The 16,325-nt window shown below is 41.0% G+C and carries 15 protein-coding genes; 8 read left to right on the top strand and 7 right to left on the bottom strand.

Annotated features, from left to right (window positions below; all coding sequences use genetic code 11):
- Window positions 1-759 (bottom strand): SDR family NAD(P)-dependent oxidoreductase, encoded by a 759-nt coding sequence (locus H5089_RS14195; RefSeq protein WP_002958845.1) that lies wholly within the window; start codon window positions 757-759, stop codon window positions 1-3.
- A gap of 199 nt (window positions 760-958) precedes the next feature.
- Here H5089_RS14195 and H5089_RS14190 point away from each other — a divergent pair, with 199 nt between their 5' ends.
- The gene (locus H5089_RS14190) at window positions 959-1,660 is read left to right on the top strand and encodes a FadR/GntR family transcriptional regulator (protein WP_024596672.1); all 702 of its coding nucleotides are present in this window, start codon (window positions 959-961) and stop codon (window positions 1,658-1,660) included.
- A gap of 208 nt (window positions 1,661-1,868) precedes the next feature.
- Here H5089_RS14190 and accC read toward each other — a convergent pair whose 3' ends face one another.
- The 5 genes from accC to cutA all read right to left on the bottom strand — a co-directional run bounded on the left by accC (window position 1,869) and on the right by cutA (window position 6,569).
- The gene (gene accC / locus H5089_RS14185; protein ID WP_002958843.1) at window positions 1,869-3,209 is read right to left on the bottom strand and encodes an acetyl-CoA carboxylase biotin carboxylase subunit; all 1,341 of its coding nucleotides are present in this window, start codon (window positions 3,207-3,209) and stop codon (window positions 1,869-1,871) included.
- Window positions 3,210-3,235: 26 nt separating this feature from the next.
- A complete protein-coding gene (accB, locus tag H5089_RS14180; RefSeq protein WP_002958842.1) occupies window positions 3,236-3,700 on the bottom strand; it encodes an acetyl-CoA carboxylase biotin carboxyl carrier protein in 465 nt (154 codons plus the stop codon).
- Window positions 3,701-3,738: 38 nt separating this feature from the next.
- Window positions 3,739-4,191 (bottom strand): type II 3-dehydroquinate dehydratase, encoded by a 453-nt coding sequence (gene aroQ / locus H5089_RS14175; RefSeq protein WP_002958841.1) that lies wholly within the window; start codon window positions 4,189-4,191, stop codon window positions 3,739-3,741.
- 228 nt (window positions 4,192-4,419) lie between these two features.
- Entirely contained in the window at window positions 4,420-6,249 is a 1,830-nt protein-coding gene (locus tag H5089_RS14170; RefSeq protein WP_182712478.1) for a protein-disulfide reductase DsbD, read from the bottom strand.
- Window positions 6,249-6,569 carry a divalent-cation tolerance protein CutA gene (cutA, locus tag H5089_RS14165; RefSeq protein ID WP_002958839.1) on the bottom strand — a complete coding sequence of 107 codons (321 nt, stop codon included), beginning with the start codon at window positions 6,567-6,569 and terminating at the stop codon, window positions 6,249-6,251. Before cutA ends, H5089_RS14170 begins: the two co-directional genes overlap by 1 nt.
- A gap of 178 nt (window positions 6,570-6,747) precedes the next feature.
- On the opposite strand from cutA, the gene H5089_RS14160 reads away from it, so the two are divergent.
- The 5 genes from H5089_RS14160 to H5089_RS14140 all read left to right on the top strand — a co-directional run bounded on the left by H5089_RS14160 (window position 6,748) and on the right by H5089_RS14140 (window position 13,506).
- Window positions 6,748-7,224 (top strand): FxsA family protein, encoded by a 477-nt coding sequence (locus H5089_RS14160; protein ID WP_002958838.1) that lies wholly within the window; start codon window positions 6,748-6,750, stop codon window positions 7,222-7,224.
- 110 nt (window positions 7,225-7,334) lie between these two features.
- A complete protein-coding gene (locus tag H5089_RS14155) occupies window positions 7,335-7,622 on the top strand; it encodes a co-chaperone GroES (protein WP_002958836.1) in 288 nt (95 codons plus the stop codon).
- Window positions 7,623-7,670: 48 nt separating this feature from the next.
- On the top strand, window positions 7,671-9,320 hold the full coding sequence (gene groL / locus H5089_RS14150) for a chaperonin GroEL (RefSeq protein WP_002958835.1): 1,650 nt from the start codon (window positions 7,671-7,673) through the stop codon (window positions 9,318-9,320).
- A gap of 1,130 nt (window positions 9,321-10,450) precedes the next feature.
- Window positions 10,451-12,109 (top strand): group II intron reverse transcriptase/maturase, encoded by a 1,659-nt coding sequence (gene ltrA / locus H5089_RS14145; RefSeq protein ID WP_182712477.1) that lies wholly within the window; start codon window positions 10,451-10,453, stop codon window positions 12,107-12,109.
- 965 nt (window positions 12,110-13,074) lie between these two features.
- Window positions 13,075-13,506, top strand: a complete 432-nt coding sequence (locus H5089_RS14140) for a VOC family protein (RefSeq protein WP_182693855.1) — start codon at window positions 13,075-13,077, stop codon at window positions 13,504-13,506.
- A 22-nt stretch (window positions 13,507-13,528) separates the two neighbouring features.
- Here the strand turns inward: H5089_RS14140 and H5089_RS14135 are convergent, their stop codons facing one another.
- Window positions 13,529-15,004, bottom strand: a complete 1,476-nt coding sequence (locus tag H5089_RS14135) for an NAD(P)H-hydrate dehydratase (RefSeq protein WP_182712476.1) — start codon at window positions 15,002-15,004, stop codon at window positions 13,529-13,531.
- 249 nt (window positions 15,005-15,253) lie between these two features.
- Here H5089_RS14135 and gmk point away from each other — a divergent pair, with 249 nt between their 5' ends.
- Together gmk and rpoZ are read left to right on the top strand one after the other, a co-directional pair.
- The gene (gmk, locus tag H5089_RS14130) at window positions 15,254-15,874 is read left to right on the top strand and encodes a guanylate kinase (RefSeq protein WP_024596677.1); all 621 of its coding nucleotides are present in this window, start codon (window positions 15,254-15,256) and stop codon (window positions 15,872-15,874) included.
- A 124-nt stretch (window positions 15,875-15,998) separates the two neighbouring features.
- Window positions 15,999-16,274 carry a DNA-directed RNA polymerase subunit omega gene (rpoZ, locus tag H5089_RS14125; RefSeq protein WP_002958829.1) on the top strand — a complete coding sequence of 92 codons (276 nt, stop codon included), beginning with the start codon at window positions 15,999-16,001 and terminating at the stop codon, window positions 16,272-16,274.
- Window positions 16,275-16,325 lie beyond the last annotated feature (51 nt).

Below are 16,325 nucleotides of genomic sequence, written 5' to 3'. Positions count from 1 at the left end.
TTAAAGCCTCCCACCGTCAATTTTAATACTTTGCCCGGTGATCATACTGCTTTCATCGGCGGCTAAAAAGAGTGCCAAATTAGCAACATCTTCAGGAGTTACTAATTTTTTAAGCGCCATGGCTTCCATCCACTTAACTTGCTCTTCTTCGGTAAACCAGCTTGCTAGTTGACGGTCGGTAGCCACCCACCCTGGTAAAATAGCGTTAACGCGAATACCAAACTCGCCGTAATCGCGAGCCAGTGCCTTAGTCATACCAATTAGGCCTGCTTTTGCGGTTACATAGCCTGCCATTTGAGGTTGCCCCATAATAGCGTTAATAGAACTAAAGTTAATGATACTGCCCGCTCCATCGCCCTTCATAAAAGACATAGCAACTTGAGAGGCAAAAAATGCAGGGTTTAAGTTTATTTGTAAGCACTGATCCCAGTCTTGCACTGTAACGTCTTCGCTTGCTTGACGGCGATCGTTCGCTACATTATTAACTAGTACGTTAATGGCACCAAAAGCGGCGCATGCATCCACAAGTGATTGCTGAAGTGCATGAGAGTCAGTTACATCAACTTGCCTATACCATAGTTTTGCATTGGGTAAATCACGAATAAGCGATTGCGCTGCCTTATCATCAATATCTATAAATGCTACTTTTGCATTTTGGTTTACAAAGGATTTAACCATTGCTCTACCAATGCCTGATGCACCGCCTGTAATAAAAATAACTTTACCAGAAAGACTATGATATTGAGCTAGGGTGTTCAAATTCAACTCTCCATACAGCGCATTTTCAATTTTATTTAAACTCTTTATAAACTTACATTTACAGTATAAAGAGCCAAACTAAGTCGTTATTGCTGTGTTAAAATATTTAGCTAATTAAAAGTTTATATCATATCCTTGAGTACATTAATATGATATATGATATATAATAAAGCAATATATCAACTCGGAATCCTGCGCAATGAAAAGCCAACCCCGTCAAAATTTAACACAACAATTAACCCACGATTTGGGTTTTGCTATTGTGCGTGGTGTTTACCCTGTAAGCGAAGGCCTGCCTTCTGAAGCCGATTTATGTATAAAGTATGATGTAAGTCGCAGCGCTACCCGCGAAGCGGTAAAAATGCTCTCTGCTAAAGGGTTAATTTCATCGCGTCCTAAGCAAGGTATTCGTGTATTACCTGAAAGTAGCTGGAACATGTTTGATACCGACGTACTACGTTGGATTTTAAGCAGTAAGCCATCACTGTCGTTATTAAAAGAGTTTACTCAAGTACGCGTAGCCCTTGAACCACAAGCGGCCGCTCTTGCAGCACTAAATGCAACTGCTGAACAACTCGCTGATATAGATAGTGCCTTAGCCCGTATGGCTGAAGCAGACGAAGGCTTAGACGACCCATTAGAAGCCGACATTGCTTTTCATACCAGCATATTAGTGGCCAGTAACAATCGCTTTTTTGTGCAGTTAACTGAGTTTATTAGTACAGCTCTTAGAGTAAGTATTCGTTATACAAACCACATTAAAGGTGTACCGGGCGCAGATGTTGCTAAGCACGCTGATATTTTAGAGACTATAAAGTCACGCGATCCTGAGCGCGCTAAAAAAGCAGTAGAAACAATTTTAGAAGAAGCACTACAGTTAATTGAATCTAAATTAGTGTAATGTTAGTTCAACATATTATATAAATATTGAGTCCATCGAATTTACTCTTTGCAGTATATTTTATGGACTTTTTTATTGCCTATAAAACTTAAATTACAGGCATTAAAAAATCCGATATCAGTCTCCTGATATCGGATTTTCAATTATTTAAATCAGCTTAATAACTCGGGTTATTAACTAAGATAAAACGCCTTTTTACAGACTAGAATTACAATCCTAATTTCTTCTCAAGATAGTGGATGTTAGTACCACCATTTTGGAAGTTTTCATCTGCAAGAATTCTCTTATGCAAAGGAGTATTAGTTTTAATTCCGTCAATTACTAGCTCGTTAAGTGCATTGCGCGCGCGGGCAATAGCTACGTCACGGTTTTCACCGTAAGTAATTAACTTACCAATCATTGAATCGTAATGTGGTGGAACCGTATAGTCAGCGTAAATATGGCTGTCCCAACGAATACCTAAGCCACCAGCAGGATGGAAACGTGTAATTTTACCCGGTGAAGGGATAAACGTTTCAGGGTCTTCAGCATTAATACGACACTCAATGGCATGACCACGAATAACAACGTCGTCTTGCGTGAATGATAATGGTTGACCCGCAGCAATTTTTAACTGCTCTTTGATTAAATCAATACCAGTAACCATTTCAGTTACAGGGTGTTCAACCTGAATACGTGTATTCATTTCGATGAAGTAAAACTCGCCGTTTTCGTATAAAAACTCAAACGTACCTGCACCGCGGTAACCGATTTCGATACATGCACGTGTACAGCGTTCACCAATAAATTTACGTGTTTCTGCAGTAATACCTGGCGCTGGTGCTTCTTCAACTACTTTTTGGTGACGACGTTGCATAGAACAATCACGTTCACCTAAATGTACTGCATTACCTTGGCCATCTGCTAATACTTGAACTTCGATATGGCGTGGGTTTTCAAGGAATTTCTCCATGTAAACCATGCTATTACCAAAGAACTGCTTAGCTTCTTGCTGTGTTAATGCAATTGAATCAATAAGTTCAGATTCGCTACGAACAACACGCATACCACGACCACCACCGCCACCAGCGGCTTTGATGATTACCGGGTAACCGATTCGTTTAGCGATTTGCATGTTACGTTCTTTATCATCTGATACCGGACCATCAGACCCTGGTACACATGGAACGCCTGCTTTACGCATTGCTGAAATAGCAGAAACTTTATCACCCATAAGGCGAATAGTGTCACCTTTTGGACCAATAAATACAAAACCACTTTGCTCAACTTGGTCGGCAAAATCAGCGTTTTCTGCAAGGAAACCGTAACCTGGATGAATCGCTACAGCGTCAGTTATTTCAGCCGCAGCAATAATGCGCGGGATATCTAAATAACTTTCAGTTGCTGATGGTCTACCAATACAGATGGTTTCATCTGCAAGCAATACATGCTTAAGATCGCGATCCGCCGTTGAATGCACAGCAACCGTTTTGATCCCAAGCTCTTTGCAGGCGCGCAATATACGAAGTGCAATTTCACCTCGGTTTGCAATGACTACTTTATCTAACATTAGAGTTGGCCTTTTAGGTTACGCTATTATTCAATGATGAATAGAGGTTGATCAAATTCTATTGGCTCGCCATTTTCAGCTAAGATAGCTCTTACTGTACCGGCTTTATCTGACTCAATTTGGTTCATCATTTTCATAGCTTCGATAATACAAAGCGTATCGCCAACTTTAACTTGCTGACCAACTTCTACATACGCTGGAGCTTCAGGAGACGCTGCTGCATAAAAAGATCCAACCATTGGTGATTTAACTTGATGGCCAGTAGGTTCTGCTGGAGCTGCTGCTTCAACTGCTACAGGAGCTGCTGCAACTGGAGCAGGGGCTGCTGGCGCTGGTGCATATTGCTGTGGAGCAAATTGCGGGTAACCAGGGCCTGCGCTCATGTTGTTACGGTTAATACGTACTGATTCTTCACCTTCAGTGATTTCTAGCTCAGCAATACCTGATTCTTCTACTAATTCGATAAGCTTCTTTATCTTGCGAATATCCATTACACGACCCGCCTGTTTGTTTGTGTGTTAATTTAAAATTAAATCGAGTTTTTCAACCGGCTCACAGCGGCATTTAATGCTGCGTGGTAACCCATTGCACCTAATCCACATATCACGCCTTGGGCCACATCAGAAAAATACGAATGATGACGAAAGGCTTCACGTGCGTGCACATTACTTAAGTGCACTTCAAAAAACGGAATATCAACACTTAGCAATGCATCACGTAATGCAACGCTTGTATGCGTAAATGCAGCAGGGTTAATTATTATGTAATCAACCGCTTGCCAAGCACTGTGTATTCGCTCAATGAGGGCTTGCTCACTATTACTTTGAAAATGTGCTAACTCAACATCTAGACTATCAGCGGCACTGGTTAGTTCGCTCATAATTTCACTTAGCGTTTGAAAACCGTATTTATCCGGTTCACGCTTGCCAAGCATGTTCAAATTTGGACCATTTATAACTAAAAGGTTAAATTTTGCAGCCATAATACGCGATATATCCTATAAGTAATGAGTTAAGCAGTTGCTAAGTAGTTTTTCGCTTTTAAGTAAGCAGAAAAAAGTAATGTAGCAACAAATTCTCACGTTAACCAACTATTATAGTGATTTCGATGTAAATAGCAGCAAAATACTGGTCCAATCTCTATTTTGGGAACGAAGAACTAGGAGGGAGTCGTAAGCCACTTGGTATATCCAAGTGGCTCTATTGCACTATTATTGTGCGCTGGCGCGCACTGTAGCAAGGTGTTTAGCAAAATCTTCTGCGTTTAAAAAGCCGGTTACACGTTGTGTAGTTAGCTCTTTACCTTGGGTGTTAAAAAACAAAATACTAGGTAAACCAAACACGGTGTACTCTTCCATTAACTCAATTGTTTTATTGTCACTGTTTGTTAAATCAACTTGAATTAGCTGATAATGGCTAAATTCACTTTGCACTTTGGCATCTGGAAACGTGTAATGCTCAAACTCTTTACACGCCACACACCAGTCAGCATATAAGTCGACCATAACCATTCGACCTTCATTACTCGCTTGCGCTACGGCTTCTTTTAGCTCAGCTAAATCCGCCACCTTTTTAAACTCATTACTTTGTGAGCTAACTTGCACAGCTTGTACTGGCCAAAAGTAGTTTTTAGTTAACGTAAACCCTGTCATAACTAATAGCGTTGCAGCAAACCATAATGCAGTTTTTAACTTGCTTTGTGTTTGGCTACTTTGCCAGTGATGTAGGTAAAGTGCCGTTGCTAATGCAAGCACACCTGCTATTAATAATATAATGTCGGCGCTTACTAGTCGCTCAAGTAATATAAGCGGCACAACGAGCATCACAAAACCAAACAAGGTTTTAACTTGCTCCATCCAACCACCTGCTTTAGGCAGCAATTTACCGCCAGATGTACCAAGTAATAAAAGTGGTAACCCCATACCTAAACTAAGCACGTATAGTGTTAAACCACCTACTAAGTAATCACCACTTTGCGCAACAAATAAGAGCGCCGCCGACAGTGGCGCAGTAGTACACGGTGATGCTATTAATCCCGACAGTACGCCCATTAAAAATACGCCAACGTAGTTGCCGCCTTTTTGATTGTTACTTACTTGAGTTAGCTTGCTCATCATACTGCTTGGCAGTTTTATTTCGTACCAACCAAACATCGACATAGCCAATAATACAAATAGTAAACTAAAGCTAACTAGTACAAATGGATGCTGTAAATACCCCTGAACTTGCCCACCAAGCGCCGCAACAACTAAACCAAGCGCTGCATAGGTAACTGCCATACCTTGTATATATACAAACGACAACGCAAACGCTTTTTTAGTTGAAAGGTTTTGCTGACCCGCAATTAAGCTCGACAAAATAGGAAACATAGGGAATACGCAGGGCGTAAAAGCAAGGCCTACACCAACAACAAAAAATATGAGTAAATTAGTTATTAAGCCCTGACTTGCTAATTGCTCAGTAAAAGTAAGCTCTTTTTCGGCATCATCCGAATTTGTTGAAGGTTCAGTAGTTGGCTCGTTGAGTGCTGCAAGTGTACTTTGCGCAGTTGCCGCTTCATCGGTGGCGCTATTTTGATCTACATTTTTAACCTGTGCGCCACTAATAACACTAAGTGGGATGCTAATTACTTCTGGTGGATAGCAAAGCCCTGCTTTTGCACAGCCTTGGTAACGAACTTTAACCACGGCGCCTTCGGTTATATTACTTAGCTTACTAATAACACTCGCGGAATTAAAAAAAACCTCTGTTTTACCAAAAAATTCATCTTCAATAATTTCGCCACGGCCAGAGTCGCCTACTTGAATGTTTGCACCTTTGGCGATAATTTCTATTTTCTTTTTATATAAATAATAGTCTGGCGCTATATCCCAACCTACAAACAAGGTACTGCCTTGCTGGTCAAAATCAAAAACAAACGCTTGGTCTACAGGTAAAAAAGTCTGTTGCGGAGGCCCAAGTAGATCACCAAGCGCATTATTAGTCGCAGCCTTTACGGGTACAGTTAATAATGTAACCAACAATAAAAAGAAAAAACGCATTAATTCAGTACCTCGTCCATCCAATTAAAATACGCCAAATTACCGGTTGAAACTTCTACAACCTGAATCTCCGGCACTTCGTAGCTATGTAGCTCTTTTATTGTTAAAAACACATCGTTCATTTTATCTGCTTTTGTTTTTATAAGTAGCTTGGCTTCAGTTGCTTCTGCTACTTCGCCCTCCCACATATAAATAGAGCCCATGTTAGGTAAAATATTTACACAAGCTGCTAGCTTTTTTTCTACCAACGCCCTTGCTAGGCTGCGTGCTTCTGCTTCGTCTTTGCAAGTCGTAAAAATCATTTTAAAATGCGTAGTCATTATGAACCTATTCTTATTGGACAGTGTCTAGCTTCATAGTATCTGATAGCCGATACAATGTGTAGACGCTTAAATATCAGTAAAATGACTATACCTATGCCCTAACCTTGAAAAGAGACCTAGTCACCCTCATTTATATTTCATCAACTCTTTTGAGTGTCATTATTTAGAGAGCGCTATGTTTAGATTTTTATTTGTGTTGTTTATCATCATCCCTATTATCGAAATCGCCTTACTGATTCAAGTAAGCGATGTGATTGGCGGATTTGCAACAATTGCACTTGTTGTTATTACCGCGATTTTAGGTGCCAAAATGGTTAAAACACAAGGTATGGGTGCGCTGCAAAACGTACAAGCGCAAATGGCGCAAGGGCAAATGCCAGCCAAAGAATTATTTACCGGAATATGCGTTGTAATTGCAGGGGTATTATTACTTACCCCTGGCATTATGACCGACGTGTTTGGGTTACTATTATTAACGCCTGCAATTCGTAACAAACTGGCCGCAGGCCTTGCTAGCCAAGCAACTGTTAGAATGAGCGCAGGTAGGCAACAAGGGCCATCGCCGTTTGCTGGGCAGCAACATGCTGAACGAGAGCAAGGGCAAATGGAACGACCAACGACTATTGATGGCGAATATGAGCGAAAAGATTAAAAATTTATCATTTTTTCTCTTGGAATTTCACACTCTACCCCCATTAATGAATGCAAATTAGAAAAGCTTTTTTCTGTACTGTTCAGAAACTGTTAGGAGAACTAAAAAACATGAACATTCGTCCTTTACAAGATCGCGTAATCGTTAAACGTCTAGAAGAAGAAACAAAATCTGCTGGCGGTATTGTATTAACTGGCTCTGCAGCTGAAAAATCAACTCGCGGAGAAGTTGTAGCCGTAGGTAATGGTCGCGTTTTAGATAACGGTGACGTGAGAGCGTTAGAAGTTAAAGCCGGTGACACTGTGTTATTTGGCTCATATGTTGAAAAAGTTGAAAAGATCGAAGGTCAAGAGTACCTGATCATGCGTGAAGATAATATTTTAGGCATTGTAGGCTAAACCTACTTTTCGTTTATAAACATTTAAGAATTTAGAGGAATTTAAAACATGGCAGCAAAAGAAGTACTTTTTGCAGGTGACGCACGCGCTAAAATGCTAACTGGCGTAAACATCCTGGCAAACGCAGTAAAAGTTACATTAGGTCCTAAAGGCCGTAACGTTGTACTAGACAAATCATTTGGCTCTCCAGTTATCACTAAAGATGGTGTTTCTGTAGCAAAAGAAATCGAACTTGAAGACAAGTTTGAAAACATGGGCGCACAAATGGTTAAAGAAGTTGCATCTAAAGCCAATGATGCAGCCGGCGATGGTACAACTACCGCTACAGTACTTGCACAGTCTATTGTTAATGAAGGCCTTAAAGCTGTTGCAGCAGGCATGAATCCAATGGATCTTAAGCGCGGCATCGACAAAGCAGTTATTGCTGCTGTTGCAGAGCTTAAAGCGTTATCTGTTCCTTGTTCTGATACTAAAGCAATTGCACAAGTAGGTACTATTTCTGCTAACTCTGATCAAGAGATTGGTAATATCATTGCTCAAGCAATGGAAAAAGTAGGCCGCAACAGTGGTGTTATTACTGTAGAAGAAGGTCAATCACTTGAAAACGAACTAGATGTTGTTGAAGGCATGCAGTTTGACCGTGGTTACTTATCTCCTTACTTTATCAACAGCCCAGAAAAAGGCACTGTTGAACTAGATAACCCATTTATTCTACTTGTAGATAAAAAAATATCTAACATCCGTGAATTATTACCAACATTAGAAGCGGTTGCTAAAGCAAGTAAACCACTACTAATCATTGCAGAAGACCTTGAAGGCGAAGCACTAGCTACATTAGTAGTTAATAACATGCGCGGTATTGTTAAAGTATCAGCTGTTAAAGCACCTGGCTTTGGCGATCGTCGTAAAGCAATGCTACAAGATATTGCTGTATTAACTGGCGGTACTGTTATTTCTGAAGAAATCGGCTTAGAGCTTGAAAAAGCAACAGTTGAAGACCTAGGTACAGCTAAGCGCGTAATTATCACTAAAGATGATACAACTATCATTGACGGTGCTGGCGAAGAAGCGGGTATTACTGGTCGTGTTTCTCAAATTAAAGCACAAATTGAAGAAGCTACATCTGACTACGATAAAGAAAAACTTCAAGAGCGCATGGCTAAACTAGCTGGCGGTGTTGCAGTAATCAAAGTAGGTGCTGCTACTGAAATCGAAATGAAAGAGAAAAAAGACCGCGTTGAAGATGCATTAAATGCAACTCGTGCAGCGGTTGAAGAAGGCGTAGTACCTGGCGGCGGTGTTGCACTTGTACGTGCTGCTAGCAAGCTAGTTGATTTAGTTGGCGACAACGAAGATCAAAACCACGGTATTAAAGTTGCACTTCGTGCGATGGAAGCACCACTTCGTCAAATCGTAACTAACGCAGGCGACGAAGCATCAGTTGTAATTAACGCAGTTAAAGGCGGCGATGGTAACTACGGTTACAACGCAGCAACTGGCGAATACAACGACATGATTGAAATGGGTATCCTAGATCCAACTAAAGTAACACGCTCTGCGCTACAGTTTGCAGGGTCTATTGCGGGTCTAATGATCACTACTGAAGCAATGGTAGCTGAAATCCCTAAAGACGAATCTGCTGGTGCACCTGATATGGGTGGCATGGGCGGAATGGGTGGTATGGGCGGAATGATGTAGTGCGACGAGAGTCGTGTAGGTCACTAACCTAGCAGGCTACACCGTAAGCAAGCGTTAACTCGCTTGCTTCCATACCTGCAAACTTAGTAGTCGACACCGGTAATCGGTATACATAAACCGATTGCCGGAATCTTCCTTCGAAGATGTCGCGCAATTGTGTTTTCTATAAGTATACAATTGGAAAAGAAAAACGGCGGCCTAGGCCTGCCGACAATAGACAACTACAAACCAGCTGACAAGTTATGCTGTCAGGAAAAAAACCGGCGACTTTCAGTCTGCCGACAAGCCATTATGGCACCCCAGTAGTTAGTCTTCCAAGATATAAAATAACATGTTTACCATATTAGTAAGGTCATTTCCTTACCTGTATTGCTACGGTTATTTCTATACGATTATCGGTTTCATTCAACGACTACTGGAAGTGATCTTCCGGTGTAAGCTGTTGAAGTTATTGTTTCAGCATATTCATTTATATGTTAGTGAGACCAACCTTACGACAGGTTGTAGCCTAGGGATAGTGCATTACTGGTAACGGTTTTGTGCGAAGCTTCCTAACAATGTATCTCTGCGAAAGCAGTATTTTAACTCGTGAGAGTAAATATAGTCTGTTAATAATAAACGGACTGAGAGCTAGGCTAAACAATAGGGTTAACGTACGTGAACTGCTAATAAACACCGTCAACCGCAATAAGCGAAATGTTATTGATACGCTTAAACCAAAAGGTGCGCGGCTGGATATTTCTTTTACATCTGGAAATACGTCGTCATACAGTCGTCGGTGGATAGGCAGAGCCTAAGTTGTTTATGTAACTTTAATGGAACTCGGTAAGCCCAAATATTTGCTTTATTCATTCGTAGTTTGAATATTTAAAGCAGGGGAGTCGCAAGGCGAACTGTTGAATATGTGGGTAAAGGAGGTTGGAAAAAGCGAATGCTAGATTGTAATGATTTAGATAGGTGCGAAATGCGCTAACTGGAAACGGTGCTTACTTCCAACTGGTCTTTAATCGTGAGATAGACGTGTAAAGCCGTCTTTAATTTGATCCTAACGGGATGAGAAACAATTCTTCCCGTTAGGGGATAGTTGTGTCTTGTTCTTGTTAGGTCATAACTAACAGGAGAAAAGCAAGATGAGTACGGCATTTGTTGTACCTGCGTTCTCCCATCAGGCGCAAAGTTGGCATACCATTAATTGGTATTCAGTTGAGCTCCAGGTGAGAGGGCTACAAGTACGGATCGCGAAGGCGACTAAGCAGCAACAGTGGCGTAGGGTGAAAGCCTTACAACGGATGTTGGTGCGCTCGTTTGCGGCTAAATGTTTAGCGGTTAAACGGGTAACTGAGAATCGAGGCAAAAGGACTGCTGGTGTCGATAGGGAGTTATGGAGTACGCCAAATTGTAAATGGCAGGCTATTTCTCGATTAAAACGGCAAGGGTATAAGCCTAAGCCATTGCGGAGGATTTATATTCCAAAGAGCAACGGTAAACGTCGCCCTTTAGGAATACCGACCATGTTAGATAGGGCTATGCAGGCGTTATACCTGTTAGCACTTGAACCAGTGTCGGAAACCACCGCAGATCGTAATAGCTATGGCTTTCGACCAATGCGCTCTACGGCTGATGCGATAGAACAATGTTTTGTCAATTTAAGTCGTAAAAGCTCGGCAGAGTGGGTGTTAGAGGGAGATATCAAGGGCTGCTTTGATAACATCAGCCATGACTGGTTACTTGCCAATGTAGTGTTGGATAAACAAGTACTTGGAAAATGGTTGAAATCGGGATTCATTGAATTCGGTAAGTTAAACCCAACGAAAGCGGGTACACCACAAGGGGGAATTATTTCTCCTGTGTTGGCTAACTTAGCACTTGATGGTTTGGAAGATGTGTTATACGCCCATTTTGGGAAGAAAAACACGAAAGCCGCCTACAAGACTAAGATCAATTATGTGAGGTACGCCGATGACTTTATTATCACAGGTATCTCGAAAGAGTTGCTTGAAAATGAAGTTAAGCCCTTAGTTGAAGCCTTTATGGCAGAACGAGGGCTTACGTTGTCACCAGAGAAAACGGTGATAACGCATATAGACGATGGGTTTGATTTTCTTGGGCAAAACTTACGTAAATACAGCAATGGTAAGATGTTAATCAAGCCTAGCCGGAAAAGCGTAAAAAATGTGCTTGGGAAAGTTCGCGAACTTGTTAAAGGTCAAAAGACGACAACAGCAGGATTGCTGATTAGTCAGTTAAATCCAATTCTTCGGGGTTGGGCTAACTACCATCGTCATATAGTGGCGAAGGAAACCTTTAATTATGTGGACTATCGAGTGTGGAAACTATTGTGGCAGTGGTGCCGACGACGACATAACAATCGTCATAAACGCTGGATTAAAGCTAAATACTTTAAATCAATGGGGCCACGAAACTGGACGTTTTCAGGTGTTATTCCTGACGATAAAATTGTCAGGTTGTTATACACCAATGATATACCGATAAAGCGACACATTAAGGTGAAAGCAGAGGCAAATCCGTATGATTTAGCATTCGAGGAATACTTTGAAAAGCGCCAAGAGCGAATTTGGAGAGACTCAATGCAAGGTAAACGAATATTGTTAATGCTTTGGCTCAGACAACAACAATGTTGTGCCATGTGCCGCCATCCAATTACCAAAACAACAGAGTGGAATATTCACCATGTTGTTGAAAAGGTAAAAGGTGGTAGTGATGAACTGAGTAACTTAGTGTTGTTGCACCCTAATTGTCATAGGCAATTGCATGTTAATGTAAGTTAAATAAAAGGGGCGCCTCTGCCCCTAATAACCAACTTACAGCAACATTAAAGCGATTTTAAACGCGATAATGACTAACACTGGGTCTATCTTGACTTTCAGCTCAATTGTCATTTATTGATTCCTTTTAGTTTGGGGTTAAAGTTTGAGTTTCGCTCACGGTTAGTTCCGCGTTCGAACTCGGCGGGGATAGAGGTTCATACACGTAGTGTTCGAACCGATTACACCCATGGCTAAGAAACAGATATGGCCTGAGTCCGCCACTTTCTCCAAAATAAGGACAATGATTGTCAAAACGAGCTGATAATAATGTTAAGGGTAGGAATAGTCAATAACTCAGTAAGTTGCTGGTCTGTATTCTGGTATGGACTTATGAAGGCTTGAGCCGTATGCGGGGAAACTCGCACGTACGGTTCTTAGGGGAGGGGTGATCAGTAATGATTGCTCCTTACCCGACATAAACATCACCGTTTAAGCACCTCGCTTATATAAAAAACCAGCTTCGGCTGGTTTTTTGCTTTTTAGAATAAAAATCATTGATATTGTTTAATTTATACCCATACCTAAGTTACGTATAACTAAGATTTATATTAAATGGATTTATTAAATAATAACGAAATATTCATCTTCTTTGTTTTTGTTGCTCTTGTGACTGGGTTATTTTCATTCGTAGTTTGGGCTATGCTCAAAATGGTCACGTGGGGTAAAAGTATGTCTAAGGGGCTTATTTATTTTTAGCATTCTTTCCGCTTATTTCTATTATACCTATCCCACCGCCTACATACGAAAATGTACAAAAAGCAAAATAAGAACAAAGAAAACGCAAAGAAGACTCAGGTGATCCACCCGATGATGAAGACGAACTCGTAAGTTAATTCATATTACGTACTGCGGGCATATACCCTGCGTAATCGTTTACTAAATATGATAAAAAGCACATTTATTTAATAGTACGGAGTGAGCTAAACATGACTAACGTTCAACAGCATATCGGCAGCATTGCATTAGTTGTTAAGGACTACGACGATGCCATTGAGTTTTATACTCAAAAGCTAAATTTTGAATTAGTTGAGGATACTAACTTAGGTGAGGGTAAACGCTGGGTGTTAATTTCACCTCCAAATTCAAATGGGGCTAATTCAAACGAAACTAATTCGTGCAGGACTAATCTACTGCTTGCTAAAGCCACAACGCCCGAACAAATGAGTGCTATTGGTAATCAAACAGGTGGTCGCGTGTTTTTATTTTTGCATACCAATGACTTTTGGCGAGATTATAATTTAATGCTTTCTAAAGGCGTTACATTTAACGAAGAACCTCGAGTAGAACCCTATGGCACCGTAGTGGTTTTTGAAGATTTATATGGTACAAAATGGGATCTACTACAGCTTAATAATTAGCAAGATAAAGTGACGCTTAAACTCACGTCACTTTATTAATTAACTCTCTTACAACTGGGAATAAATCACTGGGTAGCATTCCCCTTTGCCCGTCTCGCTCACTTGCGATATCACCGGCTTTAGCGTGCAGTGTTACACCATAGCGTGCTGCTTCATCAACAGTTAAACCTTGAGCAAGTAAGGCACCAATAATACCAGTCAGTACATCGCCACTGCCGCCAACGGCCAATGCCGGGTTGCCATCTTCACATACCCACGTTTGCTCAGCATTATCTATTAATGTTCCAGCCCCTTTTAATACACAAGTCGCGGTATAGCGCTTGGCGCAAAGGCGGGCATAATTAAAACGATCTGATTCGATTTCGCTGATGCTAACACTTAGCAGTCTAGAGGCTTCGCCGGGATGTGGCGTAAGTACGCATTGCTCTAACGTGTATGATGAAGCTTGCTTAGCGAGTAAATTAAGGGCATCTGCATCTATAACCAATGGCATTTTATTGTTTTGGCAATATTGCATTACTTCATCGAATGTTTGCTGTGCCCATTCGTCTTGCCCAAGCCCTGGGCCAATAACAACGCAGCTTGCCCACTCTAGCGCTTGATGTAAGTTATTACTGCTCACCATAAGTTCTGGTCTGCCAATGCTAATAGGCGTTATTGAGCTTTCGTGTGTATACACTCTTACCATGCCAGCACCCGTCCTAAGAGCTGCTTCACTACTTAACCTAATTGCACCTGTAGTACCTTGATTGCCACCAACACATAAAAGTTTACCGTGGCTTCCTTTGTGACTATTAATTGCCCGCGTGGCTATTCCTTTAAAGCTATTAATATTTATCAAGGTTCCTGATGATTGCGCTATACAAGTAAATGCATCGCCAATTGCTAAATCATCAAATATTAACTTACCGCTATATTGTTTACCTGCTGTCGTTGTGAGCCCTTGCTTAATACCCACAAAAGTAACGGTTGAAGTAGCTTGTACTGCGCATCCTAAAGGCTGTCCTGTATTTGCTTCAATGCCTGATGGAATATCAATGCTTATTACTGGCTTACCACTGTTATTTACAGCGTTAATTATATTCGCAAAATTATCGCGCACTGCGCTTTTAAGCCCAGTACCAAGGAGCGCATCAATAACGATATCGCACTCATTAAGAGCATCTTTTGTAAAATGAGAAACCACCCCACCCGCTTCTCTCCATAGCTGCTGCGCTTTTGCAGCATCACCTTTTAATGTTTTTTCGGGTTCAGCAGCGCATACTGTTACCTTTTTACCTGATTGCATAATAAGCCTAGCTACAACGTAACCGTCTCCAGCGTTGTTACCATGGCCAACAATGACTAATGTATGCTGTACATCAAATAACTGCCATTGCTTATATACAGCCTCTCCTGCTCGCTGCATTAGGGTAAATAAATCGCAATGACTATTTTTAGCCGCTAAAGCTTCATTATCTCTTACTTGTTGTGCGGTAAATAAGGTTTTATTAAGCATAAAGACTCCTTTAATAGGTGATACTTCACCTTATCAAATAGTTATATCTAGCGGCTAGTTCTGTTGGCAATTTTAAACTGTAATTTTATTTAAAGTCTAACTTGGTAAAACATTGCCACTTCAATTTGAACATGGCTCACTTGAGCACGTCTAACTTGAGCAAGGTGAGCTAATTAAAGTACAATGCAGTTAATTAAAGGCTTGGTTTACTTGTAATCCAAGCCTGTTTATTTTTAGGTAGAGAAAAGCATGGCACAAACTCGCGGTAACTTATTTATTTTATCAGCCCCTTCAGGTGCTGGTAAATCAAGCTTAATCAATGCGTTATTAAAAAAACACGCTGATATGAAAGTATCTGTATCACATACAACTCGCGCCCCTCGCCCAGGCGAAGAAAATGGTGTGCATTATCACTTTGCATCTACAGATGAGTTTAAAGCGCTTATTGCCAAAGATGACTTTTTTGAATGGGCCCAAGTGTTTGACAATTACTACGGCACATCAAAGCAGGCTATTGAGTCGCAACTTGATGCGGGTATTGATGTGTTTTTAGATATTGATTGGCAAGGCGCGCAACAAGTGCGCGAAATAATGCCAAGCGTGAAAACTATTTTTATACTACCTCCTTCAAAAGAAGAGTTAGAGCAACGCTTAAATAATCGTGGCCAAGATTCGGCTGAGGTTATTGCCTCTCGTATGGCAAAAGCACAATCTGAAACATCACATTATAACGAATACGACTATGTAATTGTTAATGATGACTTTGAGAGCGCGCTTGGCGACATAGAAATGATTGTAATGGCTCAGCGCTTAACCCTAAAAGCGCAAGAAGAACGCCATCAAGTTTTACTAAATAGCCTGCTTAAATAATTTAAGTCTATTTAAATCAGGCTTAGACAAGTAAAACTGATAAAAATTGAACACTGGCTATTGGCGAAAGTGGCTGCTTGCAGTAAACTACGTCTTTGATTTAAATTATTTTTGGAGTGCTGTGATGGCCCGCGTAACAGTTGAAGATGCAGTAGATGCAGTTGGTAATCGTTTTGACTTAATTTTAGTTGCGGCTCGTCGTGCCCGCCAAATTGCTGTTGGTGGTAAAACTCCACTAGTAGACCCTGAAAACGATAAGCCAACGGTAGTTGCTTTACGTGAAATTGAATTAGGTTTAGTTGATAGCTCTTCAATGGACTTAATTGACCGTGAAGAACAACAACACCAAGAAGCAGCTGAATTAGCTGCTGTTGCCGCTATTGTTGGTGGCAACCAATAATCGACCTCCCGGTCTGATTTAGCCAACGGCGCAGTATTTCTACTATAGCCG

This window comes from Pseudoalteromonas sp. SR45-1 (assembly GCF_014163655.1).
In the GTDB taxonomy this organism is placed as follows: domain Bacteria; phylum Pseudomonadota; class Gammaproteobacteria; order Enterobacterales; family Alteromonadaceae; genus Pseudoalteromonas; species Pseudoalteromonas distincta.
Note: the sequence above shows the minus strand (reverse complement) of the source record. Positions and strands in the feature narration are given on the sequence as shown.